This window comes from Variovorax sp. DXTD-1 (assembly GCF_003984625.1).
Lineage (GTDB): Bacteria > Pseudomonadota > Gammaproteobacteria > Burkholderiales > Burkholderiaceae_C > Variovorax.
This window is the reverse complement of record NZ_RWKH01000022.1, coordinates 57,318-81,821: the sequence shown is the minus strand read 5'-3', so window position 1 is coordinate 81,821 and position 24,504 is coordinate 57,318. Positions and strand designations below refer to the sequence as shown.

Genomic DNA, 24,504 nt, shown 5'->3' with positions numbered 1-24,504 from the left:
ATTTAGTTCCTTAGGTGTCTGAGGATGATGCAGCAAAGCCCTCCATTATAGGCCGGGTTGGGTTTTCCGCCGAATCGGGGGCTTGCCGGGCCCTACACTCGGCCCGTGTCACTGCTCAAATCCGCCTCCACCGTTTCCCTTCTGACGCTCGCATCGCGGATCACGGGCCTCGTGCGCGACGTGCTTTTCGCCTCGGTGTTCGGCGTCAGCGCCCTGACCGACGCCTTCAACGTCGCTTTCCGCATTCCCAACCTGTTCCGGCGGGTTTTCGGCGAAGGCGCCTTCAGCCAGGCCTTCGTGCCGGTTCTGGCCGGGCACAAGACGGAGGCCGGGGAAGAGGGCGCCAAGGCGCTGATCGACCACGTGGCCACGCTGCTCACCTGGGCGCTGGTGGTCGTGTGCGTGGCCGGCGTGGTCGGCGCGCCGTGGCTGGTGTGGGCCATGGCCAGCGGGCTGGCGGGCTTCGACGCGGCCGTGGTGATGACGCGCTGGATGTTTCCGTACATCGGCTTCATGTCGCTCGTGGCGCTGGCGGGCGGGGTGCTGAACACCTGGCGCAAGTTCGCGGTGCCGGCTGCCTCGCCGGTGTTGCTCAATATTTCGCTGATTCTTGCCATCGTGGCGGGCGCGCCGCTGTTCAGGCGCTACGGCATCGAGCCGATCTACGCGCAGTGCGCAGGGGTGCTGGTCGGCGGCGTTCTTCAACTGGCGCTGCAGGTGCCCGCGCTGCGCGCGCTCGGCCTCATGCCGCGCATCGGCGCGAGCTTTGGCGCACTGCGCGCCGCCTGGACCGACCCGACCACGCGCAAGGTGCTGAAGCTCATGCTGCCGGCCTTGCTGGGCGTGAGCGTGGCGCAGGTTTCGCTGCTCATCAATACGCAGATTGCATCCCACCTTGCCACGGGCAGCGTCACCTGGGTGGTCAATGCGGACCGCCTGATGGAATTCCCGACTGCCATGCTGGGCGTGGCGCTTGGCGTGGTGCTGATGCCGCAGCTGGCCGGCGCGCGTGCCGCCAAGGACGACGAGCGCTATTCGGCGCTGCTCGACTGGGGCCTGCGGCTGGTGGTGCTGCTCTCGGCGCCCTGCGCCGTTGCGCTCCTGCTGTTCTCGCAGCCGCTGGTTGCGGTGCTTTTTCACAACGGCGCGTATGGCGCCGAAGACGTGAAGCGCACCACGCTGGCATTGATGGGCTACGGCGTCGGGCTGGTCGGCATCGTCGCCATCAAGGTGCTTGCGCCGGGCTACTACGCCAAATACGACATGCGCACGCCGGTGATCATCGCCGTCTCGGTGCTGGTGCTGACCCAACTGCTCAACGTCTTTCTGGTGCCGGTGCTGCAGCATGCCGCGCTCACGCTCACCATCGGCATCGGCGCGGTGGTCAACGCCATCTGGCTGCTGGTGGGCTTGATCCGGCGCGGCAGCTACAAGCCCGAGCCGGGCTGGGGCAAGTTCATCCTGCAGGTGGCGGCGGGCACGCTGGTGCTGGCCGCCTTGCTGGCCTGGGGCTCGTACTATTTCGACTGGATCGGCCTTCGGGCCCAGCGGCTGCAGCGCATCGGGCTGCTGGCGGCGCTGATCGCGGGCGCGGGGCTGCTGTACTTTGCCGTGCTGGCGGCCGTGGGCGTGCGGCTGCGCAGTTTCATGCGCCGGTAGGCACACGCAGACGGGCCGGGTTGCGTCTTTCGCAACAGGGCTGTTCTCGAATTACGCAAGCTGAAAACACCGCCTTGACGCTCCCCGAATGCTCCTCTACAAAGACACATGACGTTCAGCTTTCAGGTTCCCACGGCATTGGCGTATTTCGAATCGCTGGTGCAGAGCGACGACCACTTTCCGCTGCTCGAGGCTGCCGCCAGCCTTGCGCAGGACGAATACCCTGACCTCGACGTGCAGCAGGTGCTCGGCGACGTCGACCAGTTGCTGGCCCGCCTCAAGCGCCGGCTGCCCGCCGACGCCGCGCCGCTCGCCCGGCTGCGCGCGCTCAACCAGTTCTTCTTCAATGACCTGAATTTCGGCGGCAACGTCAACGACTACTACGACCCCGACAACAGCTACCTGAACGCCGTCTTGCGCACGCGCCGCGGCATTCCCATTTCGTTGGCGGTGCTCTGGATGGAGCTGGCGCAGGGCCTGGGCCTCCAGGCGCGCGGCATCGGTTTTCCGGGGCATTTCATGCTCAAGGTCACGCTGCCGAAGGGGCAGGTGGTCATCGATCCCTTCACCGGCAAGTCGCTCTCGCGCGAAGAACTCGGCGAGCGGCTCGAGCCCTACAAGCGCAGCAACGGGCTGGTCGGCGATTTCGACGTGCCGCTGGGCCTTTACCTCCAGCCCGCCAGCTCGCGCGAAATCATCGGCCGCATGCTGCGCAACCTGAAGGAAGTGCACCGCGCCCAGGAAGACTGGCAGCGGGCCATTGCCGTGCAAGACCGCCTGATTGCGCTGCTGCCCACCGCCTGGGGCGAGTACCGCGACCGCGGCATCGCGCATGCCGAGCAGGGCAACACCGCGGCCGCGGTGCGGGACCTCGAAACCTACCTGGAGCACGCGGAAGACGCGCTGGACGTCGACGTCATTGCGGAGCGGGTGACTGCCTTGCGCCGAGCGGCCAACTGATGAGCGCGCGGAACGGCGTTGCCGACGCATCCGATCTCGGCACGCTTCACGAGTTTCACGGCGTGCAGCCGGTGCTGCCGGTGTCCGACGTCACGCGCGCCGCGCGCTGGTTCCGGGACATCCTGGGCTTCGAGCTCGATTTCATCGCCGGCGAGCCGCCCAGCTACGCCCGGGTGAAGAAGGGCGACCGCACCTATGGCGATCCGGTCTACCTGCGCCTGTGGCAATGCAACACGCGTGGCGCCGCGCCCTGGCGCGGCGAAATCGTGATCCACGTGGGCAAGGACATCGACGGCCTGCACGCCGCCTATGTGAAGCGGGGCGTCACCGTGGTGGAGCCGCCCACGTCGCAGCCCTGGGGCCTGCGCGAATTCGCGATCCGCGAACCCGACGGGCATATCCTGCGCTTCTGCGGCTATTTGCCCTGAATTTCTGATACATAAAATTACAAGTGGGCCGGCGCCAGCGTGTCGATCCGGCTTCCCCTCGTCCGACGTGTGAACAGGAGCGCGCAGTTTTCAACGCCTCCGGCTTCATTCATCAACCTTCAGGAGAAACGACATGCGATTCATGGTTCTGGTCAAGGCCAACAAGGATTCCGAAGCGGGCGTGATGCCAAGCACCGAAGTGCTCACAGCCATGGGCAAGTTCAACGAGGAGCTGGTCAAGGCCGGCGTGCTGCTGGCGGGCGAAGGCCTGCATCCGTCTTCCAAGGGTGCGCGCGTGCGCTGCGAAGGCTCCAAGCGCACGGTGATCGACGGTCCCTTCGCCGAGACGAAGGAGCTGCTCGCAGGTTTCTGGCTGCTTCAGGTCAAGTCGAAGGAAGAAGCCATCGAATGGATCAAGCGCAGCCCGTTCCAGGAGGGCGAGATCGAGATCCGCCAGGTGTTCGAGGCGTCCGATTTCGGCGACTCCATGACGCCCGAACTGCTGGCGCAGGAAGACCGCCTGCGCGCCGAGACCGCGGCCCGTACCAAGGCCGGCAACTGAATCAAGAAACCGCATCAAGGAGACCTGCCATGCGATTCATGCTGCTGATGATTCCCCACGGCTACGAAACAGCCGCCCCCGGCACCATTCCGGACGACGTCGAAGCGGTCGGGGCCATGATGGCCTACAACGAGTCGATGCAGAAGGCCGGCATCCTGATCAGCTGCGACGGCCTGCATCCGCCCTCGATGGGCGCCCGCGTGAGCTTTCCGGGCCGCAAGCCCAAGGTGGTGGACGGCCCCTTTGCCGAAGCCAAGGAAGTGCTCGGCGGCTACTGGATCATCGACGTGCCTTCGCGCGCCAACGCGATCGAATGGGCGACGCGCTGCCCCGGCAGCGAAAACGAAGTGATCGAGGTCCGCCAGATCCAGGAGATTGCCGACTACCCGCCAGACGTGCAGGCCCTGACGGCCGAGATGGCGTCGATGCAGGCGGTCAAGAAAGCATAGGAATGAGCGCTGCGGCCCGGGACGAGGCCGCCATTCACCGCACCATCGAGGCGGTGTGGCGCATCGAGTCCGCGAAGATCATTGCCACAGTCGCGCGCATGGTGCGCGACGTGGGCCTCGCCGAAGAGCTGGCCCAGGACGCGCTGGTCTCGGCCCTGGAGCAATGGAGCGAAACCGGCGTGCCCGACAATCCCGCCGCCTGGCTCACCGCCGTGGCCAAGCGCCGCGCGCTCGACCGGCTGCGCCATCGGCAAATGGCCGAGCACAAGGCCGGCGAGATCGGCCGCGAACTCGACGCCCAGCATGAAATGGCGCAGGCCGATTTCGCCGAAGCGGTCGATGCCGCGCTCGACGACGACATCGGCGACGACCTGTTGCGGCTGGTGTTCACGGCCTGCCACCCGGTGCTTTCGACCGAGGCGCGCGTGGCGCTCACGCTGCGCCTGATGGGCGGCCTCACGACGGATGAAATTGCCCGCGCGTTCCTTGTGCCAGAGGCCACGGTGGCGCAGCGCATCGTGCGCGCCAAGCGCAGCCTTCTCGAAGCGCGCGTGCCCTTCGAGGTGCCGCGCCGGCACGAACTCGAGGCGCGGCTCGCCTCGGTGCTCGAGGTGCTCTACCTGATCTTCAACGAAGGCTACTCGGCCACGGCGGGTGACGACTGGATGCGGCCCGCGCTGTGCGACGAAGCCATGCGGCTCGGCCGCATCGTGGCCGAGCTCGTGCCCGATGCATCGGAAGTGCACGGCCTCGTGGCGTTGATGGAAATCCAGGCCTCTCGCACGGCAGCCCGTGTCGGCCCATCGGGCGAGCCGGTGCTGCTGCTGGAGCAGAACCGCGCGCGCTGGGACCACATGCTGATTCGCCGCGGCCTGGCGGCGCTTGCGCGTGCGGAGGCTCTCGGAGGAGCCTTGGGACCTTATGCCTTGCAAGCCGCCATTGCCGCCTGCCATGGGCGCGCGCGCACGGCCGGGGAAACCGATTGGCCCCGCATTGCGGCGTTGTACGACGCGCTGGCCGAGCTTTCTCCGTCGCCTGTCGTCGAGCTCAACCGCGCCGTGGCGCTGTCCATGGCATTCGGACCAGCGACGGGGCTGGAGGTGGTGGATGCGCTACTCGGCGAGCCCGCATTGAAGGGCTATCACCTGCTGCCGGCGGTACGCGGCGACCTGCTCTTCAAACTGGGCCGCTACGACGAGGCGCGCAAGGAATTCGATCGCGCCGCCGCGCTTACGCGCAACACGCGCGAGCGGACGCTGCTGCTGGCGCGGGCACGCGCCTGCCTCCTTCCGCCTGCATGATTGCGCACCGCGCCGCTAGGCGGTCGGCGAAGAGGCCGCGGCCGAAGGCGAGCCCGGCAATCCGAACTGGTGCCACGCGCGCCGCAGTTGCGTGTCCGAGCCGAAGCCCGAGATTTCTGCCGCCCGCGTCACGCTCGCGCCCGAGGCCAGCGCGAGCTGCGCCGCCGCCAGCCGCAGCCGGCGCAGATAGGCCAGGGGCGCCACGCCTGCGTGCTCCACGAACAGCCGCGTCAGGTGCCGCGCCGAGGTGTGGGCCACTTCCGCCATGCGAGGCACGTTCCAGTCGGCCTGGGGCTGTTCGCTGACGGCGTCCTGCACGCGGTGCAGGGCGGCATGCAGATGGTTCCGGTAAGCCAGAAAAGGCGAAAGCTCCGGGTCATGCGGGCCACGCCGCTGCGCCACCACCATCGTCTGCGCCACCTGGGCCGCGAGTGCTTCGCCGCACACATCCGCAATGCGGTGCAGCATCAGGTCGATGCCGGTCGTGACGCCCGCGCTGCTGTAGACCGGCGGATCGATCACGAACACCCGGTTGGCGACCACGTCGCAGCGCGGCTCCACCGCGCGCAACTCGCCCAGGTGATGGTGGTGCGTGGTGGCGCGCCGGCCTGAGAGCGCGCCCGCATGCGCCGCCAGCAGGGCGCCGGCGCAGACGGTGACCAGCTCGAGCCGGCCGCGTTCGAAACGCTGGCCGCGCAGCCAGTGCAGCAGGTCCTGCGTCTCTGCGTTGTCGATCGCGATGAAGTCGCCGGGCAGCCCAACCAGCACCAGCCACGCCGGCCCGTGCCATTGCGCTGGCAGCGGCGCGAGGTTGGCAAGCGCCACGCCCACCGAGCCGACGGACGTGGGCCGCGGGCTCGCGAATTCGATCTCGAAGCGTTCCGGCTGGGCCGCGGCGCGCAGCCGCTGGTTGGCGATGCGCAACGCCTCGGCAGGCCCGGCCCAATCGAGCACCAGGCTGCCCGGCAGCAGCACGAACACTACGCGGATGGGTGGTTGCCGGAGTTCCATGCGTAGTCCATCTGGCGCGCCGTGTGTTCGGCCAGCGCGCGGCCGGCCAGCCGCTCGACCAGGTACAGGCTCATGTCGATGCCTGCGCTGATACCCGCGGAGCTGACGACGCGGCCGCTGTCAATCCAGCGTTCGCCCTCGCGCACGTCCAGCAGCGGGAACTGTTCGCGCAGGTCTGCGATGTCTTCCCAGTGGGTGGTGACGGCCTCTCGCGTGATAACGCCGCTTTTTGCGAGCAGGAACACGCCGGTGCATACCGAGGCGACCAGCTGTGTGCCGGCCGCGCATTCGGCAATCCATCGCAGGGTGACGGTGCTTGCCATGGGCGCATCGACCACGCCGCCGGGCACGATCAGGAGGTCCGCACTGGGGTAGTCGGTCAAGCTATGGTCCGCCAGCAGGCGCAGGCCGGCGCGTGCCTGCACGGGCTGGCCTTCGCTTGCGAGCGCCACGGAGGCGACCTCGAACGGCGCCTCCGTGCCGGGATTCAGGCGCTGGCTGACGCGGCTTGCCGTGGTGAACACCTCGAAAGGGCCTGCAAAGTCGAGCGCCTCGACACCGTCGAAGGCAAGGATCAGTACCCGCAGCGTCATGCCGCCACTGTCCCAGCGGCGAGAGCGCCGGCGCGGTCGAGCGCCTGGGCCACGGTGCAGACGGTGGCGAACCGGCCATCCAGCACGGCCGCCGTGCGGGCCTTGATGTCGGCCGCGGCAAGCGGGCGGCCGTCGGGCTGCACCATGTCGAAAGTGAGCGTGGCCTCGGTGACGTAGTCGACCTCCCAGCCCAGGTCGGAAGCATGGCGCGTGGTGGTTTCGCAGCATTGCTCGGTGCGGATGCCGCTCACGATCAGCCGGCCGATGCCGTGCTGCGTGAGCCAGATGTCGAGCCCGCTGTTGACCAGCGCACTGTGGCGGTGCTTGGTGAACGTGGCCGCGGCCTCGAATGCCGCCAGTCCTTCGATCGGCCGCACCAGGCCCGACTCGACGGCGAAGGGGTGGCTTGCCACGGCAGGCTCATCCACATGGAAGACCCGCACGATCGGAATGCCGGCGGCCGCGCAGCCTTCGATCAGCGCGTTCTGGGCCGCGAAATAAGGCCGTGCAACTTCTTCGGACCAGTAGGCGCGCTGGCGGAATGATTCCTGCGCGTCGATCACTATCAGACACGATTTCATGGGTGTGGGGCTCGAAGGGCGGAGTGGATGATGCCGCCTATTCTTGTGTGCCGCCAGCCCCCGGTCCGCGCCGAAGCGGACCAGAACCGATCAAATCAGGACATCGTCCGAGCTAGACCAGGCCGGCGGCCTGCAGCTCTTTCTTGAGGTAGGCGTAGAAAAGCGGCGCCGCCACCAGCCCGGCCGGGCCGAACACCGCCTCGGCCACGAACATCACGGCCAGCAGTTCCCACACCCGCATTTGCGTGCGGCTGCCGACCACCTTGGCGTTGATCACGTACTCGGCCTTGTGGATGATGATGAGGAACACCAGGCAGGCCAGCGCCGTGATCGGCGAGACGGACAGCGCCACCAGCGTGATCACCGCATTGCAGACCAGGTTGCCCACGATCGGCACCAGGCCCGCCACGAAGGTCAGGGTGATGAGTGCCGGCGTGTAGGGCAGGTGCGGCCCCCAGAGCGGCAGCAGGAACAGCAGGAAGATGGCGGTCAGCAGGGTGTTGAACGCCGCAATCCAGAACTGCGCCGCAACGATCTGGCCGAACGCCTCGCCGAAGATGGTGATGCGGCGGTACAGCTGCGCGGCCAGGGGCCGGCGCTGCAGCGGCGGCGGCGCAATGGCGGCCAGCCCGCCCACGATGAGGCCCACATAGGCAAACAGCAGCCCGCCCAGCCACGCGCGCCCGGCCAGCGCCAGCGAACCGGCCTGGGCCCGGAGGTAGTTGGCCACCACGCGCTGCACCTCGGCCGCGCCCTCCGGCAGGTAGACCGCAATCTCAGGCGGCAGCTTGAGCCGCAGTTCCAGCACCGTGCGGGCCGTGTAGTCGAGCAGTTCGCGGTACTGGTCAGGCGCGTCGACGATGTACTCGCGCGCTTGCGAAAGCCCCACCGAGATCAGCGCGATGGGCGCCAGCAGCACCAGCGTGACCGCCAGTACCCGGGCCAGCACATCGGCACGGGTTTGTGGCAGCCTTGCCCGGGCGAGGCCGCCGCCGATCAGGCGCGCAAAACGGCGGGTGGCGAGAAAGCCGATGCATACGCACAGCAGCCCCGGCAGCAGGTGCTGCCACATCACCAGCAGCAGGGCGGCCGGCATCAGAAGATAGCTGGCCAGCACCACGTTGCGCGAGGCGGGCTGTGGCTTGGTGTCGATGTTGACGACGAGCGGTTTGGTCATCAGGGTCCGGGTGCTGCGCTTGTTGCGAGCCTCGGAAGGAGGATCAACCGACCACCACGGCGGCACCGGTGCCGCGCTCGGCGATGATGCCGATCTCGTACACCGACTCGCCGGCCGTGCGCAGCGTGGCGGCGCAGGCGGCCGCTTCGGCCGCGTCGATCACCACCACCATGCCGATGCCGTTGTTGAAGGTGCGGTTCATCTCGATGTCGTCGATGCCGGCCACCTTCTGGAGCCACGCGAAGAGCTCGGTCTGCGGCCAGCTGCCCTTCTTGAGGTGGGCGGCCGTGCCTTCGGGCAGCACGCGCGGAATGTTCTCGAGCAGGCCGCCGCCGGTAATGTGGGCCAGCGCCTTGATCGGGTGCTTGGCCAGCGCTTCGAGCACCGGCTTCACATAAAGGTGGGTGGGCTCCATCACGGCCTGGCGGAAGGGCTTGCCGTCGAGCGTGGCGGGCAGGTCTGCGCCGGCACGTTCGATCACCTTGCGCACCAGGCTGAAACCATTGGAATGCACGCCGGCCGAGGCCAGGCCCAGCACCACGTCGCCAGGCTTCACGTTCTCGCCGGTGAGGATTTTCGATTTTTCGACCGCGCCGACCGCAAAGCCCGCCAGGTCGTATTCGCCGGCCGGGTACATGCCGGGCATTTCGGCGGTTTCGCCGCCGATCAGCGCGCACCCGGAGATTTCGCAGCCGCGGGCGATGCCGCCGATTACGGCCGCGGCCGTGTCCACGTCGAGCTTGCCGCAGGCAAAGTAGTCAAGAAAGAACAGGGGCTCGGCGCCTTGCACCAGCACGTCGTTGACGCTCATGGCCACCAGGTCGATGCCCACGGTGTCGTGCATGTTCCATTCGAAAGCCAGCTTGAGCTTGGTGCCCACGCCGTCGGTGCCGCTCACCAGCACCGGCTCCTTGTAGCGCTTGGGCACCTCGAACAGCGCGCCGAAGCCGCCGATGCCGGCCAGCACGCCTTCACGCAGGGTCTTCTTGGCGAGCGGCTTGATGCGGTCGACCAGGGCGTCGCCGGCATCGATATCGACACCGGCATCCTTGTAGCTGAGCGGGGTGGGCGTAGGGGAAGTCATGGTCGGACGGTGTCGAGAAAGGGACGGGAAGGAGGCGAAGAGGTGGAGGCGCCGGCAACCGAAGCGGCCGGGCCGATAGAATTCCTCACGATTTTAAGGGCCCCAGCGGCCCCTTCCATGAACCTTCCCGGGATGAAACAGCTCGCGCTCGATATCGGCATTGCGACGGGCCCCAGCTTCGACGCTTTTTTTGCCGGCCCGAACGAGGCGGCGCTGCGGCACCTGCAACTGTGGGTGGGCGGCGCCGGCAATTCGGTGCCTCACTCCCCTGTGCCCACCTATCTTTGGGGCGAAAGCGGCAGCGGCAAGACCCATCTGCTCGAATCGGTGCGTGTCGCACTGCGCGAGCAGGGCGCGAGCGTGGGCTGGCTGCACGCCGGCCTGCTGGAGCCGCCCGAGTTCGACGAGCGCTGGGGCGCCGTGCTGCTCGACGACGTGCACCTCTACACCGCCGTGCAGCAGCACGCGGCCTTCAACTGGTTCGTCAACGCGCAAACCCTGCAGCGCGGGGTGGTGGCCGCGGGGGCGCTGCCGCCGGCCGACCTGGCGTTGCGCGAAGACCTTCGCACCCGGCTGGGCTGGGGCCATGTGTTCCACCTGCAGGTGCTGAGCGAAAGCGAACGCCGCGCGGTGCTGCGCCAGGCGGCCGATGCGCGTGGCGTCATGCTGTCGGACGACGTGCTCGACTACATGCTGCACCGCTTCAGCCGCGACCTGGGCAGCCTGATGGAACTGCTCACGCAGCTCGACGGCTATGCCCTGCAGACACAGCGCGCGATCACGATCCCGCTGATCCGATCCATGCTCGAAAACGAATAAGAAGAGCTTCAACCAACAATGATCAAGAAATTCATCGACAAGCTGCTCGGCAAATCGGCCGGCGGCGCGCAGGGCAAGAGCCGCTTCGGCAAGCGCCAGGAGGTGCCTGCGGAGGTTCACAAGATCGATCCGGCCCTGGTCGACGAACGCGCGAAAAACGTGGTCACCACGCTCCAGCAGGCGGGTTACGAGGCTTATGTGGTGGGCGGCGCGGTGCGCGACCTGCTGCTGGGCCTGCGACCGAAGGACTTCGACGTGGCCACGAACGCCACGCCCGAGCAAGTCAAGTCGCTCTTCAGGCGCGCCTTCATCATCGGCCGGCGCTTTCGCATCGTGCACGTGGTGTACGGCCGGGGCCGCGAGCATGAGGTGATCGAGGTCTCGACCTTCCGCGCCTACATGGACAACGCCGCCGCCGAGCAGGTGGCCGGCAACGAGCGCACCAGCAAGGGCGAGCTCGCAAGCATGAAGCACGCAGTGGACGCCAGCGGCCGCGTGCTGCGCGACAACGTGTGGGGCCCGCAGGAGGAAGACGCGGCGCGCCGCGACTTCACCGTGAACGCCATGTACTACGACCCGGCCAACCAGGTCGTGGTCGACTATCACAACGGCATCAAGGACGCGCAGAAGCTCACGCTGCGCATGATCGGCGATCCGGCCACGCGCTACCGCGAAGATCCGGTGCGCATCATCCGTGCCATTCGCTTCTCGGCCAAGCTCGCGGCGCTGGGCTTCAAGATGGAAGCCAAGACAGCGGCCCCGCTGGTCGAGTCGAGCAAGCTGTTGGCCGACGTGCCGCAAAGCCGCCTTTTCGACGAAATGCTCAAGCTGCTGCAAACCGGCCACGCCATCGCCACGGTCGAGCAATTGCGCAAGCTGGGTCTGGTCACGGGCATTTACCCGCTGCTCGACGTGGTGGTGGAGCGTGCCGATTCGCCTTTCGTGAAGGCCGCCCTGCAGGACACCGACCGCCGCGTGGGTGAAGGCAAGCCCGTGGCGCCCAGCTTCCTGCTGGCCTGCGTGCTGTGGGCCGATGTGCGCGACGGCTGGGCCCAGCGCATCGAAGGCCGGCACGGCCAGCGCCCGCAGCCGCCTTTCCCGGCGCTGCAGGACGCGATCGACGACGTGTTCAACGCCCGCATCGGGGACGTGTCGGGCCGCGGCAAGCTCGCCGGCGACATGCGCGAGATCTGGATGATGCAGCCGCGCTTCGACAAGCGCACCGGCTCCACGCCCTACAGCCTCGTCGACCAGGCGCGCTTCCGCGCCGCCTTCGACTTCATGCGCCTGCGCGCCGACGTAGGCGAGGTCAGCGAGGCCATTGCCGAATGGTGGCAAGAGTTCAGCACCGCCGACGACGTGCGCCAGCAAGACCTGCTGGAGCAGGTGCGCGACGAACAAAAGACCCGCCAGCGCGTGCGCACGCGCGATCCGGTGGCGCCGAAGCCCCGCAACGAGCCGGTCGGGCGCCAGCAAAGCCCGGGCGACACCGATTCGCAGCAGGACGACGAGGTCAAAACCGAAGGCGCTGCCGTGCCCCCCGATGGCGAGGCCGCAGCGCCGCGCAAGCGCCGTCGCCGCCGCAAGCCGCGCACTGGTGGTGGCGGTGAGGGCGGCGGCAGCGCCGAAGGCGCATGAGCACGTCCGACCTGCCGAAGGACGGCAAGAAGAGTCCCAAGGCCAGTGACAAGGCCAAGGCCGCTCCACCGCGCGCGGGCGGTGCCAGGCCCCCGCCGGCCGGCGCCAGGAAGGGCCCGCCCGGCACCCCTCCTGCACGCCGTGCGCCTGCGCGCGCGCCCACGAGTCGCCCGCGCGGCCCGCGCGGCCCGCGCGAGGACTACCCCACCGTGCAGGCCTTCGTCGCCCTCGGCGCCAACCTGGGCGATGCCGAGGCGGCCGTGAAGGCCGCCATGGCTGCGATCGGCGCGCTGCAGCGGACCCAGGTGACGGCTCGTTCGTCGCTCTATCGCAGTGAGCCGGTGGATGCCGAAGGCCCCGATTTCATCAATGCAGTGGTGGCCGTGCGCACCGGCCTGGACGCCGAGCAATTCCTCGTGGCGTTGCAGCGCCTGGAAACGCAGGCCGGCCGCGAAAGGCCATTCCCCAATGCGCCACGCACGCTCGATCTCGACCTGCTGATGCACGGCAATTCAGTGATCGACACGCCGACGCTGACCCTGCCGCACCCCCGCATGCGCGAGCGCGCCTTCGTACTGAAGCCGCTCGCTGAAATCGCGCCCGACAAGGTGCCGCGCGCTGCGCTGGCACGCGTCACAGGCCAGGTGGTCAAGCGCATCGTCTGAAGAAGGCAGCCCCGAAAAACGGTGCGAGTGGGGTCGAACCGGCGCGCCCGTTAAACTTCGTCGGTTTTTCATGAAGGCGTCATGAAATTGTGATTGACGCGCCCCAGGAGTTCCAATGTTCGGCAAGCTGCTGCCCCGCGAGGGGAATTTTTTCGAGATGTTCAACCAGCACGCCGAGCGCATCGTCGAAGCGGCGCGGGCGTTCGAACAACTCGTGGCCAACTACAGCGACGTGCACCTGCGCGAGCAGTACAACCGCGACGTCGACAATGCCGAGCGCGCGGCCGACCGCGTGACGCATGACGTCAACCGGCTGATCCACAAGACCTTCATCACGCCCATCGACCGCGAGCAGATCCACAAGCTCATCAATACGATGGACGACGTGGCCGACCTGATCCAGGATTCGGCCGAGACCATGGCGCTGTACGACGTGCGGCACATGACCGACGAGATCGTGCGCCTCACGGCGCTGAGCGTGAAGTGCTGCGACCGCCTCAAGGACGCCGTCAAGTTTCTCGGCAAGATCGCCGATCCGGCGGTGGCCGAGGCCGTGCTCAAGACCTGCGAGGAAATCGACCGCCTCGAGTCGGACGCCGACCGCGTCATGCGAAGCGCCATGAGCAAGCTGTTCCGCGAGGAGCCCGACGTTCGCGAAGTGATCAAGCTCAAGGCAATCTACGAATTGCTCGAAACGATCACCGACAAATGCGAAGACGTGGCCAATGTGATCGAGGGCATCGTCCTCGAGAACTCCTGAGCGGTAGCGATCGATGGCAACGGTTCAGGTCGCCCTCTGGGTGGTGATATTGCTGGTCGCGCTCGCGATCGCCTTCGACTTCATGAACGGCTTCCACGACGCTGCGAACTCCATCGCCACCGTGGTGTCGACCGGCGTGCTCAAACCTGGGCACGCGGTGCTGTTCGCGGCCTTCTTCAACCTGATCGCGATCTTCATCTTTCACCTGAGCGTGGCGGCCACGGTGGGCAAGGGGATTGCCCAGCCCGGGGTGGTGGATGTGCACGTGGTCTTCGGCGCGCTCATCGGCGCCATCAGCTGGAACCTGGTGACCTGGTACTACGGCATTCCGAGCAGCTCGTCGCACGCGCTGATTGGCGGCATCGTCGGCGCCGTGATAGCGAAGACCGGTGCCAGCGGCCTGGTGGCCACCGGCATCTGGAAGACTGTGGCCTTCATCTTCGTTTCGCCGTTCCTCGGGTTCGTGCTGGGCTCGATGATGATGGTGGTGGTGGCCTGGGGTTTCCGGCGCGCAACCCCGTCGCGGGTCGACCGGTGGTTCCGGCGGCTGCAGCTGGTTTCAGCCGGGGCCTACAGCCTGGGCCACGGCGGCAACGACGCGCAGAAGACCATCGGCATCATCTGGATGCTGCTGATTGCCACCGGCTATGCCGCGGCCGGCGACGCGGCGCCGCCCAACTGGGTCATCGTGAGCTGCTACGCCGCCATTGCCCTGGGCACCATGTTCGGCGGCTGGCGCATCGTGAAGACCATGGGCCAGAAGATCACCAAGCTCAAGCCCGTGGGCGGCTTCTGCGCCGAGACAGGCGGTGCGCTCACGCTGTTCCTGGCCACCGCGCTGGGCATTCCCGTGTCGACAACCCACACGATCACCGGCGCCATCGTCGGCGTGGGCTCCGCGCAGCGCGCGAGCGCCGTGCGCTGGGGCGTGGCGGGCAACATCGTCTGGGCCTGGATCTTCACGATCCCGGCGTCGGCTTTCGTGGCCGCAATCGCGTACTGGCTCAGCCTGCAGATCTTCTGAGGCCGGCAGAGCTGGCGCGCCAGCTACTGCGAAATTTTCCGGCCTTCTTCGACCTGGTGTTCGAAGTAGCGCTGAAAGCTGAAAACGATGCTGGCCATGAGCACGGTGCTGCCGAAAAAGAGCGCAAGCACCACGGCGCCAATGGTGGCCCAGTTCGTACGGCCTGGCTCGGCGTCCGGCGGCGCGCCGGCGTTGAAGCGGGCGTTCCACTTCTCGGGCGTCATGAGGCCATAGATGATGGCCATCAGCGCGCAGCCTGCAATGGTGAAGCCCAGCAGCGGTATCAGCACCCAGCTCCAGCCGTCGTCCACGCCGTACATGCGCACGCGCTCCATGCCGTAGAGGCCGAGCGCCGTGGGAATGGGCAGCAGCCAGCCGAGCCAGTCGCCCATGCCGCGCAGGTAGAAGCGGTGCAGGCCCAGCGGGCCGCCCAGGAAAGAGAGCCAGGCGGCAACGGTTTTGTTTTTCATTCGGGTTTGGTGGTGCTGCCTTCGCCGAGCACTTTTTCCATCAGGACCACATCGCGCCACTCGCCGAACTTCCAGCCGCAGTCCTTGAGCACGCCCACGTGCGTGAAGCCGTTGCGGCGGTGCACGCCGACGGAGCCTGCATTGGCCGAATCGCCGATGACCGCGATCAGCTTGCGGACGCCGGCCGCTTCGGCGGCCTGTGAAAGGGCTGCCAGGAGCTGCGCGCCAAGGCCCTTGCCGCGCGCGGCTTCGGACATGTAAATCGAGTCTTCCGCCGAAAACCGGTAGGCCGGGCGCGGCTTGAACCAGTTGCAGTAGGCAAAACCCAACACTTCTCCATCTTCTTCGGTAACAAGGTAGGGCAGGTTCTTGCCGAGCACATCGGCACGCCGCGCAGCCATGTCGGCGGCAGAGGGGGCCTCGGTTTCAAAGGTGCCGGTGCCGTTCAGCACGTGGTGGGCATAGATGGCCGTGATGGCCGCGATGTCTTCGTCGCGGCTGGGGCGGATGGTGAGGGTCATGCAGGTGGCAAGCAAACGGCTCAAAGGCCGGAATTCGGAGAAAACGCAGGTCGGGCTATAATCGCAGGCTTTTCAGCGTGTCGCTGGCCGGGTGGCCATGTCGCGTGTCTCGACGTTGAAAGAACACTGTGAGCGGGCTTCTTGTTTAGAAAACGGGCTTGCTGCACCACCCAAGGATAAATCATGGTCGTCATTCGACTCTCCCGCGGCGGCTCCAAAGGCCGTCCGTTCTTCAACATCGTCGTGTCGGACAAGCGCGTTCGCCGCGATGGCCGTTTCATCGAGCGCCTGGGTTTCTACAACCCGATCGCCAAGGAAAACGAAGAAAGCATCCGTATTGCCCAGGATCGCCTGGCCTACTGGAAGAGCGTCGGCGCACAAGCTTCGCCCACGGTCCTGCGCCTGATCAAGCAAGCTGCTGCTGCGGCCCCCAAGGCGGCAGCCTAAGCTGCCCGGCACGGCGATGTTGCCCGCACTCGAAGCCGCCGAATTGCCGGCGGATGCGATCGAGGTAGGACGCATCGCCGACGCATGGGGCATCAAGGGCTGGTTCAAGGTCCTGCCCCACAGCGCCCAGCCCGAGGCGCTTTTTTCTTCCAAGCGCTGGTTCCTGCAGGCTCCCGGAGCTTCGGCAACCGCGGCTTTCCGGCTCGCAATCCGCGAAGCCAAAGAACATTCCGACTGCATCGTCGCATCGTCCGAAGACGTGCCTGACCGCAATGCGGCCGAGGCGCTGCGCGGCGCGCGCGTGTTCGTGCCGCGCTCGAGCTTTCCGACGGCCGGCGACGACGAGTACTACTGGGTCGACCTGATCGGCCTTTCGGTGGTCAATCGCGAAGGCGTCACGCTCGGCACGGTGCGCGAACTGCTCGCCACCGGCCCGCAGACCACGCTGGTGCTCACGGCCGAAGAAGACGGCAGGACCATCGAGCGCATGGTGCCCTTCGTCTCGGTCTTCGTCGACAAGGTCGACCTGGCCGGCCGGCTGATCACGGTCGACTGGCAGCCCGATTTCTGATTCCGCCGATCCGGGCCCTGCGCGCATGCGCTTCGACGTCCTCACGCTCTTCCCCGAACTGTTCGCGCCCTTGATGGCCAGCGGCGTGACGCGCCGTGCCTACGAGTCGAAGCAGGTCGAGGTCGTGCTGTGGAACCCGCGCGACTTCGCACAAGGCAACTACAAGCGTGTGGACGACCGCCCCTTCGGCGGCGGACCGGGCATGGTGATGATGGCGGAGCCGCTTTCCGCCTGCCTCGACGCGGCGCTGGCCGCGCGCGGGGCGCAAGCGCCGGTGGTGTTGTTTTCTCCCATCGGCGAGGCGCTCCGGCATGAGGCGGTCGAGCGCTGGTCCGCCAGCGAGGGCGCGGTGCTTGTCTGTGGCCGCTACGAAGGCATTGACCAGCGTTTCATCGACACGCGCGTCACGCACCAGATCAGCCTCGGCGATTTCATTCTTTCAGGCGGCGAAATTGCAGCCATGGCGCTGCTCGACGCCGTGGCCCGCCTTCAGCCCGGCGTGCTGGGCGACGAAGCCAGCCACGTGCAGGACAGCTTCAACCCCGCGCTCGATGGCCTGCTCGATTGCCCACACTACACCCGGCCCGAACAGTGGAACGGGCAGGGCGTGCCTGCGCCGCTGCTCTCGGGGCATCACGTGCAGATCGAGCGCTGGCGGCGCGACCAGCGGCTGGCCATTACCGCAGCCCGGCGCCCCGACCTGATTGCCGCCGCGCGTGCTGCAGGCCGCCTGAGCAAAGCCGATGACACGGCGCTGAAAAAAAAGCTATAATCTTCGGTTCCCCGATCCTCTGCCCGGCCGCGTCCGGCTTTCATTGTCCACCCCGGTGAGCACGGCAATGAAACCAACGGCGCCTTTTGTGTAGCGCGAGCACGATCGAATATCAGGAAATCATGAACCTCATCGAAACCCTCGAGCAGGAAGAAATCGCCCGCCTCGGCAAGAAGATCCCCGATTTCATGCCCGGTGACACGGTCATCGTCAGCGTGAACGTCGTCGAAGGCACCCGCAAGCGCGTGCAGGCCTACGAAGGCGTCGTGATCGCCAAGCGCAATCGCGGCCTCAACAGCGGCTTCACGGTGCGCAAGATCTCCAGCGGCGAAGGCGTGGAGCGTACGTTCCAGACCTACAGCCCGCTGATCGCCGGCATCGAAATCAAGCGCCGCGGCGACGTTCGCCGCGCCAAGCTGTACTACCTGCGCGACCGCAGCGGCCGTTCGGCACGCATCAAGGAAAAGCTGCCGGGCAAGTCGCAGGCTGCCAAGTAAGCACTGCCTTCTGCCTTGCAAAAAGCCGCCGCTCTGGCGGCTTTTTGCGTTGTTGCGCCGTACATGCTTCTTGCGGGCTTTCCGCAAAAAGACAGCGCCGCTTTTTTAAGCTCTACTCCTTCACTGAAACTCCAGCACTTGACCGACTCCACCGCCTCCATGCAATTTGCCCCCGTCGAACCCGTCAATGCCGTGGTGCCGCCCACGCTGCTGCCGATCGATCCGCGCAAGGCGCCTGTGGTCGGCGGTCCTGACGGCCTGCCTGCCGTCGAACCCGCACAGCTGACGCCCGATGCCCTGCGCAGGCGCTTTGCCACGCCGCCGGAGTGGACGCCCGAGCTTCGGCGCGAGCCGCGCCTGACCGACCGCGCTCCTGCGCAAGCGGCCGTGCTGGTGCCCATCGTGCAGCGCCCGCAAGGCGCGGCCGTGCTGCTGACGGAGCGCACGGCGCACCTGTCGAATCATTCGGGGCAGGTCGCATTTCCGGGCGGCCGCGTCGATCCGGAAGACGCGAACATCGCAGCGGCTGCGCTGCGCGAGGCCTGGGAAGAAGTGGGCTTGTCGGCCCATTTCATCGAGGTGCTCGGAAGCCTTCCGACTTACACGACCGTTACCTCGTTCGTCGTGACGCCCGTGGTCGCGCTGGTGAAGCCGGACTTCGAACTCACCATCAATCCCTACGAAGTGGCATTGGCCTTCGAAGTGCCGCTGGCCTGGCTCATGGACCCGGCCAATCACCGCCGGCACACCGTGCCCGCACCAGACGGCACGCGGCGCGAGTGGTACTCGATGCCCTACCGGGACGGCGCCGAAGAGCGCTTCGTGTGGGGCGCCACGGCCGGCATGCTGCGCAACCTCTATCGCTTTCTCGCCGCCTGACCCTGGCCTGAATCGAGATCGCCGGGCGCTCTCGCTATCATCGAAGGATGAGCTTCTTTGCCATCCTGTGTGCGTTGCTGATCGAGCAGGTGCGGCCGCTCGCCCCCCACAACCCGGTGTATGGCGGCGTGCTGGCCTGGACCCGCTGGACAAGCCGCAACTTCGATGCCGGCAAGCCGCACCACGGATGGGTCGCCTGGGGCCTCGCGGTGCTGGTGCCTACGCTGTTGACGCTGGGCATTCACTTGCTGCTGGTGTACACGCTGGGTTTGCCCTTTGCGGTGCTCTGGAGCATTGCCGTGCTCTACGTCACGCTCGGTTTCCGGCAGTTCAGCCATCACTTCACGGACATCCGCGATGCGCTCGACGAAGGCGACGAGCCGCTCGCGCGTTCGCTGCTCGCGCATTGGCAGGGCGTCGATGCGGCAGAGCTGCCGCGCAGCGAAATCGTGCGGCATGTGATCGAGCATTCGGTAATTGCAGCGCACCGCCATGTGTTCGGCGTGCTGGCGTGGTTCTCGATACTCGCCGCCATGGGGCTCGGCCCGGCCGGCGCGGTGTTTTATCGCATGAGCGAATTCGTGTCGCGCTACTGGATGCACAAGAACGGCGCGGCGGTGCAGCCTTCGAGCGTTTCGGTGCAGCGTGCCGCCGAGCGCGCATGGCATGCCATCGACTGGCTGCCCGCGCGGATCACCGCGCTGGGCTTTGCCGTGGTCGGCAGCTTTGAAGAAGCGATCGACTGCTGGCGCAACGACGCACGGCGTTTCCGAAGCGAGAACGACGGCGTGATCCTTGCGGCGACTTCGGGCGCGGTCAATGTGCGGTTGGGCGGCGGAGCGTTGAGCCCGATTCCGGTGGCCGACCCCCTGCCGCGTGCGCAAGCCGGTGATTCGATGGCCGACGGCCGCCGGCTCGACAGCGGCAGCACGCCGGGACGTGAGCCCGAGCCCGGTCATCTGCGCAGCGTGGTCGGCCTGGTCTGGCGTTCGGTTGTGATGTGGATGGTGCTGCTGGCCTTGCTCACCCTGGCTCGCCTGCTCGGCTGAGCCTCGGAACTGCCATGCCCGCTGCTATACCGGCCTTCTGGAGCCCGCGCATCGGCGCGCTCGAACCCTATGTGCCCGGCGAGCAGCCGCGCATCGAAAACCTCGTCAAGCTCAACACCAACGAGAACCCGTATCCGCCATCTCCGATGGCTGTCGATGCGATTCAACAGGCGGCCGCAAGCGGCCTGGAGCGCTATCCGGATCCCACTTCCCTCGCGTTGCGCGAAGCAGTTGCGCGGCGGCACGGCCTGCAGGCCGATCAGGTCTTTGTGGGCAACGGTTCGGACGAAGTGCTGGCACACGCGTTCTTCGCCTTTTTCCAGCAGGCCGAGCCGCTGTTGATGCCCGATGTGAGCTACAGCTTCTATCGGGTCTATGCGCAGCTGTACGGCATCGATTGCGAATTGCTGGCGGTAGACGAAGGGCTCCGCATCGACGTCGGTGCCATGGCCGCCAGGGCCCGCCGCGGCTGCGCGGGCCTGGTCATCGCCAACCCCAATGCGCCTAGCGGCATCGGCCTGCCGCTCGCGCGCATCGAGCAATTGCTTGCGGCGTGCCCCGAGCGCGTAGTGCTGGTGGACGAGGCGTATGTCGACTTCGGCGGGGAGAGCGCGCTGCCGCTCGTCGGCAGTTATCCGAATCTGCTGGTGGTACAGACCCTGTCCAAGTCGCGCTCGCTGGCCGGTTTGCGCGTCGGCTTTGCCTGCGGCCAGGCGCACCTGATCGATGCGCTCGTGCGCGTGAAGGACAGCTTCAATTCCTATCCGCTCGACCGGCTTGCAACGGCAGGTGCCGTGGCCGCCTTAGAGGATGAAGCGTGGTTCGAGTCCACACGCGACAAGATCGTCGATACGCGCGAGGGGCTCGGCCTGCAGCTCGAGGATCTGGGCTTCGAAGTCTTGTCTTCTCAGGCCAACTTCGTGTTTGCGCGGCATCCGGAGCGCGATGCGGCCGAACTGGCGTCGCTGCTGCGCGAGCGTGCGGTGCTGGTGCGGCATTTCAAGCAGCCGCGCATTGCGCAGTACCTGCGCATCAGCATCGGCTCGCGGGAGCAATGCAGCGTGCTGGTGCAGCGGCTGCAGGAAATCCTGGGCAGCCTGTGAGCGCCAACCTCGACGGGCCTCAGTAGCGCGACTGGCTGAGTTCGGCAAAGAGCTCGCCGTAAATTCTGTAGCGCGTTGCGCTGATCGGCCCCGGCTTGGCGGGCGAATCCACATTCGCGATCACGCCGCAGCCCGGCTCGTGCAGATGGGTGCAGTTGTAGAACTTGCAGTCGTTCGCGTGCTCGGCAATGTCGGGCATCAGCTTCGCGAGCTGCATCGGCTGGATGTGGTTGAGCCCGAATTCCTGGAACCCCGGCGAGTCGATCAGGCCGGTGGTGCGTGCCTCGTTGATCCAGTACCAGGTGGTGCTGGTGGTCGTGTGCTTGCCTGAGTTGAGCGCCTGCGAAATCTCTTGCGTCAGCACGGTCGCGCCCGGCACCAGCAGGTTGGTCAGGGTGCTCTTGCCCGAGCCGGAGGGCCCGAGCACGAGGGTCGATTTGCCGGCGAGCAGCTTCATCAGCGACGCGTAGTCTGCTTCGCCCGACGCCTTCAGCGATAGCGGCAGCACGCCGTGATGCATGCGGCGATAGGGCGCCAGTTTGTTCCATGCGCGCGCGAAGGGCTCGATCAGGTCGCTCTTGTTGAGCGCGATGATCGGCGTGATGCGCTCGGCCTCCGCCGCAATCAATGCGCGCGCCAGCTGGTGCTCGGAAAACTCCGGCTCGGCCGCAATCAGGATCAGCACATGGTCGAGGTTGGCCGCAAACGACTTGGTGCGGATCTCGTCCTGCCGATAGAAGAGATTGCGGCGCGGCAATACCTCTTCGATGGTGCCCTCGTCTTCCGTCGCCTGCCAACGCACGCGGTCGCCGACCACGGCCTGGCTCTTCTTGCCGCGCGGATGGCAGATCAGGCGGTCGCCTGCTGGCGTTTCGACCAGGCAATGGCGCCCATGGCTGGCAACGACGAGGCCGTCGTGAAGTGTCTTCGCAGCAGTGGATGCGGAGGCGGCGGCACGGCCCGGTTTAGCCACGGGCGTGTTCCGTCATGCGGCGGGTTCCGCAACCAGCGCATCGGCCTGCCGCGCACACTCGAAATCGGTGACCGAGAGCCCGCCGACGTCGTGCGTGTTGAACCGCACGACGCAGCGGTTGTAGTGCACCGACAGGTCCGGATGATGGTCTTGCGTGTGGGCGACGAAGGCCAGCGCGTTCACGAAGGCGATGGTCTCGAAGTAGTTGGCGAAGGTAAAGGTTTTCTCGATGGCGACGTCGGCGCCGTCTCCGGTGAGCTTCCAGCCGTCGAGCTTGGCCAGTCCGGAAACGATCTCGGTGGCGCTCAGTGCGTGGCGTGGAATGGCTTTCCAGTCTTTGGGCTTGAACATGCTGCTCATGGGCTCGGTTTCCGGGGAGAAATATCGTGGTTCAGGCCGCCGTCATGCGCGCAAGGCGCTCGGAGGCCGGAGGGTGGGAATAGTAGAACTTGACGAACACCGGGTCGGGCGTGAGCGTCGATGCATTGTCCTGGTAGAGCTTGAGCAGTGCGGCCGACAGGTCGGCGCTGCTGGTCTGGGCCACGGCATAGGCGTCGGCCTCGAACTCGTGCTTGCGCGAAAGCCGGGCGGGCAGGGGGGCGACGAAGAAGCCGAACACAGGCACCGAGAGCATGAACAGCAGCAGCGCGAGTGCATTGTTCGGCGCTGTGGGCGCCATGTTCGGCTGCACCCCGAGGCCGGTGTAGAACCACGCCTGGGTCGACACCCAGCCCAGCAGCGCGAAGCCCGCGAGGCTCAGCGCGAACATTGCCGCGAGCCGCTTCACGATGTGGCGGTGCTTGAAATGGCCGAGCTCGTGCGCGAGCACCGCCTCCATCTCGGCCGCGTTCAGCTGGCGCAGCAGCGTGTCGTAGAACACCACCCGCTTGCTCGCGCCAAAGCCCGTGAAGTAGGCGTTGGCATGTGCGCTGCGCCGGCTGCCGTCCATGACGAACAGCCCCTTGGCGCGAAAACCGCAGCGCGCCATCAGCGCAGTGACGCGTTCCTTGACGGTGGGGTCGTCAAGCGGCTTGAACTTGTTGTAGAGCGGCGCGATGAACATCGGGTAGACGACCATCAGCAGCAGGTTGAAGCCCATCCAGGCTACCCAGGCCCAGAGCCACCACAAGGTGCCGGCAGCGCCCATGATCCACAGGATCAGCGCCGCGATCGGCAGCCCGATGGCCGCGCCGATCAGCGTGGAGACGACGGTGTCGCGCAGCCAAAGGCCGAACGTCATCTTGTTGAAGCCGAAGCGCTCTTCGAGCCTGAAGGTCTGCCAGAGCGTGAAGGGCAGCTCGAGCAAGCCGCCGACGACCGCGAAGGCCGCCAGCAGGGCCAGCTGCTGCACCATGCCGCCGCCGAGCCAGGCGAGCAGCAGCTTGTTGAGCACATCGAGGCCGCCCAGCAGCGTCCAGCCCAGCAGCAGCGCCGTGCCCCACGCCATCTCGACCATGCCGAAGCGCGCCTTGGCGATGGTGTAGTCGGCAGCCTTCTGGTGGGCGGCGAGCGTGATCTTGTGCTCGAAAGCGGGCGGCACGGCGCCGCGGTGCCGTGCGACATGGCGCACTTGCCGCGATGCGAGCCAGAACTTCACGAGCAGGCCAAGGACCAGTGCAGCCGCGAAGGCAGTGGTGAAGATGAGCGAATAGGACATGGAGCGTCGAGTTTAGCCCTCGGGTCCGGCCGGCGCAGGCCTTCGACGACAATCCTGCAATGCCCGAATCCCTTGACCCCACGATCGTCACGACCCCGCCGTTCCTGAAGAAAAGCGACCAGAACCTGGTCTGGCTCGACTGCGAAATGAGCGGCCTCGACCCCGAAAAAGAGCGCCTGCTCGAGATCGCCGTGGTCGTGACCGGCCCCGATCTCACCCCCCGCATCGACGGCCCGGTGCTCGTCATTCACCAGATCGACGCGGTGCTCGACGCCATGGACGCGTGGAACAAGGGCACGCATGGCCGCAGCGGCCTGATCGACAAGGTGAAGGCCTCCACGCTCGACGAAGCCGCCGCCGAGCAGCAGTTGCTCGAATTCATTGCCAAATACGTCCCCCGGAGCGGCTCGCCGATGTGCGGCAACACCATCGGGCAGGACCGTCGGTTCCTGGTCAAGTTCATGCCCAAGCTGGAGGCGTACTTTCACTACCGCAACCTCGATGTCAGCACCCTGAAAGAGCTGGCCAAGCGCTGGAAGCCCTCCGCCTACAGCGCCTTCAAGAAGCAGCAGGCGCACACTGCGCTGGCCGACGTGCACGAATCCATCGAGGAGCTCGCGCACTACCGGGAAACCTTCTTGAAATTAACGGATTAGGTAAAAACCCCGAGCCGTGTCATAATCGAGGGCTTCGCTGATCGGGGTTTTCCGTTCAGCGTCTCTTGCATCTCCCTATCTTGCACACCGCGCCCGATCGCATCCGCTGATCAAAAAGGGCCGCAGCCTCCGGCGAAAGCCAGAAGTTGAATGTCGTTGGATGGTTGATGTTTTTAACCACCAACGGGGCGCCGCCTA

The 24,504-nt window shown here is 66.5% G+C and carries 29 protein-coding genes; 19 read left to right on the top strand and 10 right to left on the bottom strand.

Annotated elements, in window-relative coordinates; translation table 11 throughout:
• Window positions 1–105: 105 nt before the first annotated feature.
• The 6 genes from murJ to EJI00_RS19985 all read left to right on the top strand — a co-directional run bounded on the left by murJ (window position 106) and on the right by EJI00_RS19985 (window position 5,359).
• Window positions 106–1,659, top strand: a complete 1,554-nt coding sequence (murJ, locus tag EJI00_RS20010) for a murein biosynthesis integral membrane protein MurJ (protein ID WP_126749234.1) — start codon at window positions 106–108, stop codon at window positions 1,657–1,659.
• A gap of 108 nt (window positions 1,660–1,767) precedes the next feature.
• Complete coding sequence (locus tag EJI00_RS20005; RefSeq protein WP_126749233.1) at window positions 1,768–2,619, top strand: SirB1 family protein; 852 nt, start codon at window positions 1,768–1,770, stop codon at window positions 2,617–2,619.
• Complete coding sequence (locus EJI00_RS20000) at window positions 2,619–3,047, top strand: bleomycin resistance protein (RefSeq protein WP_126749232.1); 429 nt, start codon at window positions 2,619–2,621, stop codon at window positions 3,045–3,047. Before EJI00_RS20005 ends, EJI00_RS20000 begins: the two co-directional genes overlap by 1 nt.
• Window positions 3,048–3,180: 133 nt before the next feature.
• Window positions 3,181–3,609 carry a YciI family protein gene (locus EJI00_RS19995; RefSeq protein ID WP_126749231.1) on the top strand — a complete coding sequence of 143 codons (429 nt, stop codon included), beginning with the start codon at window positions 3,181–3,183 and terminating at the stop codon, window positions 3,607–3,609.
• A gap of 29 nt (window positions 3,610–3,638) precedes the next feature.
• Window positions 3,639–4,058 carry a YciI family protein gene (locus EJI00_RS19990; RefSeq protein ID WP_126749230.1) on the top strand — a complete coding sequence of 140 codons (420 nt, stop codon included), beginning with the start codon at window positions 3,639–3,641 and terminating at the stop codon, window positions 4,056–4,058.
• Between the two features lie 2 nt (window positions 4,059–4,060).
• Entirely contained in the window at window positions 4,061–5,359 is a 1,299-nt protein-coding gene (locus EJI00_RS19985; protein WP_126749229.1) for an RNA polymerase sigma factor, read from the top strand.
• 15 nt (window positions 5,360–5,374) lie between these two features.
• Here EJI00_RS19985 and EJI00_RS19980 read toward each other — a convergent pair whose 3' ends face one another.
• The 5 genes from EJI00_RS19980 to purM all read right to left on the bottom strand — a co-directional run bounded on the left by EJI00_RS19980 (window position 5,375) and on the right by purM (window position 9,805).
• Window positions 5,375–6,370 carry a GlxA family transcriptional regulator gene (locus EJI00_RS19980; RefSeq protein ID WP_126749228.1) on the bottom strand — a complete coding sequence of 332 codons (996 nt, stop codon included), beginning with the start codon at window positions 6,368–6,370 and terminating at the stop codon, window positions 5,375–5,377.
• On the bottom strand, window positions 6,340–6,963 hold the full coding sequence (locus EJI00_RS19975) for a DJ-1/PfpI family protein (protein WP_126749227.1): 624 nt from the start codon (window positions 6,961–6,963) through the stop codon (window positions 6,340–6,342). The genes EJI00_RS19980 and EJI00_RS19975 overlap by 31 nt, the downstream gene beginning before the upstream one ends.
• Window positions 6,960–7,544: a cysteine hydrolase family protein gene (locus EJI00_RS19970; protein WP_126749226.1), complete on the bottom strand. Its 585-nt coding sequence runs from the start codon at window positions 7,542–7,544 to the stop codon at window positions 6,960–6,962. The genes EJI00_RS19975 and EJI00_RS19970 overlap by 4 nt, the downstream gene beginning before the upstream one ends.
• 112 nt (window positions 7,545–7,656) lie before the next feature.
• Window positions 7,657–8,721 carry an AI-2E family transporter gene (locus tag EJI00_RS19965; protein WP_126749225.1) on the bottom strand — a complete coding sequence of 355 codons (1,065 nt, stop codon included), beginning with the start codon at window positions 8,719–8,721 and terminating at the stop codon, window positions 7,657–7,659.
• A gap of 43 nt (window positions 8,722–8,764) precedes the next feature.
• On the bottom strand, window positions 8,765–9,805 hold the full coding sequence (gene purM, locus EJI00_RS19960; RefSeq protein ID WP_126749224.1) for a phosphoribosylformylglycinamidine cyclo-ligase: 1,041 nt from the start codon (window positions 9,803–9,805) through the stop codon (window positions 8,765–8,767).
• A gap of 132 nt (window positions 9,806–9,937) precedes the next feature.
• Here purM and hda point away from each other — a divergent pair, with 132 nt between their 5' ends.
• The 5 genes from hda to EJI00_RS19935 all read left to right on the top strand — a co-directional run bounded on the left by hda (window position 9,938) and on the right by EJI00_RS19935 (window position 14,711).
• Complete coding sequence (gene hda, locus EJI00_RS19955) at window positions 9,938–10,624, top strand: DnaA regulatory inactivator Hda (protein ID WP_312846484.1); 687 nt, start codon at window positions 9,938–9,940, stop codon at window positions 10,622–10,624.
• An 18-nt stretch (window positions 10,625–10,642) separates the two neighbouring features.
• Window positions 10,643–12,262, top strand: a complete 1,620-nt coding sequence (gene pcnB / locus EJI00_RS19950) for a polynucleotide adenylyltransferase PcnB (RefSeq protein ID WP_126749222.1) — start codon at window positions 10,643–10,645, stop codon at window positions 12,260–12,262.
• On the top strand, window positions 12,259–12,927 hold the full coding sequence (gene folK / locus EJI00_RS19945) for a 2-amino-4-hydroxy-6-hydroxymethyldihydropteridine diphosphokinase (RefSeq protein ID WP_126749221.1): 669 nt from the start codon (window positions 12,259–12,261) through the stop codon (window positions 12,925–12,927). The genes pcnB and folK overlap by 4 nt, the downstream gene beginning before the upstream one ends.
• 115 nt (window positions 12,928–13,042) lie before the next feature.
• Window positions 13,043–13,687, top strand: a complete 645-nt coding sequence (locus EJI00_RS19940; protein WP_124463399.1) for a DUF47 domain-containing protein — start codon at window positions 13,043–13,045, stop codon at window positions 13,685–13,687.
• Window positions 13,688–13,700: 13 nt separating this feature from the next.
• A complete protein-coding gene (locus EJI00_RS19935) occupies window positions 13,701–14,711 on the top strand; it encodes an inorganic phosphate transporter (RefSeq protein ID WP_126749220.1) in 1,011 nt (336 codons plus the stop codon).
• A 23-nt stretch (window positions 14,712–14,734) separates the two neighbouring features.
• Here the strand turns inward: EJI00_RS19935 and EJI00_RS19930 are convergent, their stop codons facing one another.
• A complete protein-coding gene (locus EJI00_RS19930) occupies window positions 14,735–15,181 on the bottom strand; it encodes an NINE protein (RefSeq protein WP_126749219.1) in 447 nt (148 codons plus the stop codon).
• Window positions 15,178–15,702: a GNAT family N-acetyltransferase gene (locus EJI00_RS19925; protein ID WP_126749218.1), complete on the bottom strand. Its 525-nt coding sequence runs from the start codon at window positions 15,700–15,702 to the stop codon at window positions 15,178–15,180. The genes EJI00_RS19930 and EJI00_RS19925 overlap by 4 nt, the downstream gene beginning before the upstream one ends.
• Before the next feature lie 183 nt (window positions 15,703–15,885).
• On the opposite strand from EJI00_RS19925, the gene rpsP reads away from it, so the two are divergent.
• The 7 genes from rpsP (at window position 15,886) to hisC (ending at window position 21,020) form a co-directional block, all read left to right on the top strand.
• Window positions 15,886–16,149 carry a 30S ribosomal protein S16 gene (gene rpsP, locus EJI00_RS19920; protein WP_028259818.1) on the top strand — a complete coding sequence of 88 codons (264 nt, stop codon included), beginning with the start codon at window positions 15,886–15,888 and terminating at the stop codon, window positions 16,147–16,149.
• A 16-nt stretch (window positions 16,150–16,165) separates the two neighbouring features.
• Entirely contained in the window at window positions 16,166–16,720 is a 555-nt protein-coding gene (gene rimM, locus EJI00_RS19915; RefSeq protein ID WP_126749217.1) for a ribosome maturation factor RimM, read from the top strand.
• Between the two features lie 25 nt (window positions 16,721–16,745).
• Window positions 16,746–17,492, top strand: a complete 747-nt coding sequence (gene trmD, locus EJI00_RS19910; protein ID WP_126749216.1) for a tRNA (guanosine(37)-N1)-methyltransferase TrmD — start codon at window positions 16,746–16,748, stop codon at window positions 17,490–17,492.
• 122 nt (window positions 17,493–17,614) lie between these two features.
• Window positions 17,615–17,989 (top strand): 50S ribosomal protein L19, encoded by a 375-nt coding sequence (gene rplS / locus EJI00_RS19905; RefSeq protein WP_126749215.1) that lies wholly within the window; start codon window positions 17,615–17,617, stop codon window positions 17,987–17,989.
• Window positions 17,990–18,148: 159 nt separating this feature from the next.
• Complete coding sequence (locus EJI00_RS19900) at window positions 18,149–18,868, top strand: CoA pyrophosphatase (RefSeq protein WP_185868174.1); 720 nt, start codon at window positions 18,149–18,151, stop codon at window positions 18,866–18,868.
• Between the two features lie 47 nt (window positions 18,869–18,915).
• Window positions 18,916–19,917: a CobD/CbiB family protein gene (locus EJI00_RS19895; RefSeq protein WP_126749214.1), complete on the top strand. Its 1,002-nt coding sequence runs from the start codon at window positions 18,916–18,918 to the stop codon at window positions 19,915–19,917.
• Window positions 19,918–19,931: 14 nt separating this feature from the next.
• A complete protein-coding gene (hisC, locus tag EJI00_RS19890; RefSeq protein WP_126749213.1) occupies window positions 19,932–21,020 on the top strand; it encodes a histidinol-phosphate transaminase in 1,089 nt (362 codons plus the stop codon).
• Window positions 21,021–21,039: 19 nt separating this feature from the next.
• Here hisC and rsgA read toward each other — a convergent pair whose 3' ends face one another.
• The 3 genes from rsgA to EJI00_RS19875 are packed head-to-tail and all read right to left on the bottom strand — an operon-like array spanning window position 21,040 to window position 23,650.
• Complete coding sequence (rsgA, locus tag EJI00_RS19885) at window positions 21,040–21,993, bottom strand: ribosome small subunit-dependent GTPase A (protein ID WP_126749212.1); 954 nt, start codon at window positions 21,991–21,993, stop codon at window positions 21,040–21,042.
• A 12-nt stretch (window positions 21,994–22,005) separates the two neighbouring features.
• A complete protein-coding gene (locus EJI00_RS19880; protein WP_126749211.1) occupies window positions 22,006–22,353 on the bottom strand; it encodes a 4a-hydroxytetrahydrobiopterin dehydratase in 348 nt (115 codons plus the stop codon).
• A 31-nt stretch (window positions 22,354–22,384) separates the two neighbouring features.
• Entirely contained in the window at window positions 22,385–23,650 is a 1,266-nt protein-coding gene (locus tag EJI00_RS19875) for a M48 family metallopeptidase (RefSeq protein ID WP_126749210.1), read from the bottom strand.
• Between the two features lie 59 nt (window positions 23,651–23,709).
• Here EJI00_RS19875 and orn point away from each other — a divergent pair, with 59 nt between their 5' ends.
• Window positions 23,710–24,306, top strand: a complete 597-nt coding sequence (gene orn / locus EJI00_RS19870; protein WP_126749209.1) for an oligoribonuclease — start codon at window positions 23,710–23,712, stop codon at window positions 24,304–24,306.
• The last annotated feature ends 198 nt before the right edge of the window (window positions 24,307–24,504 follow it).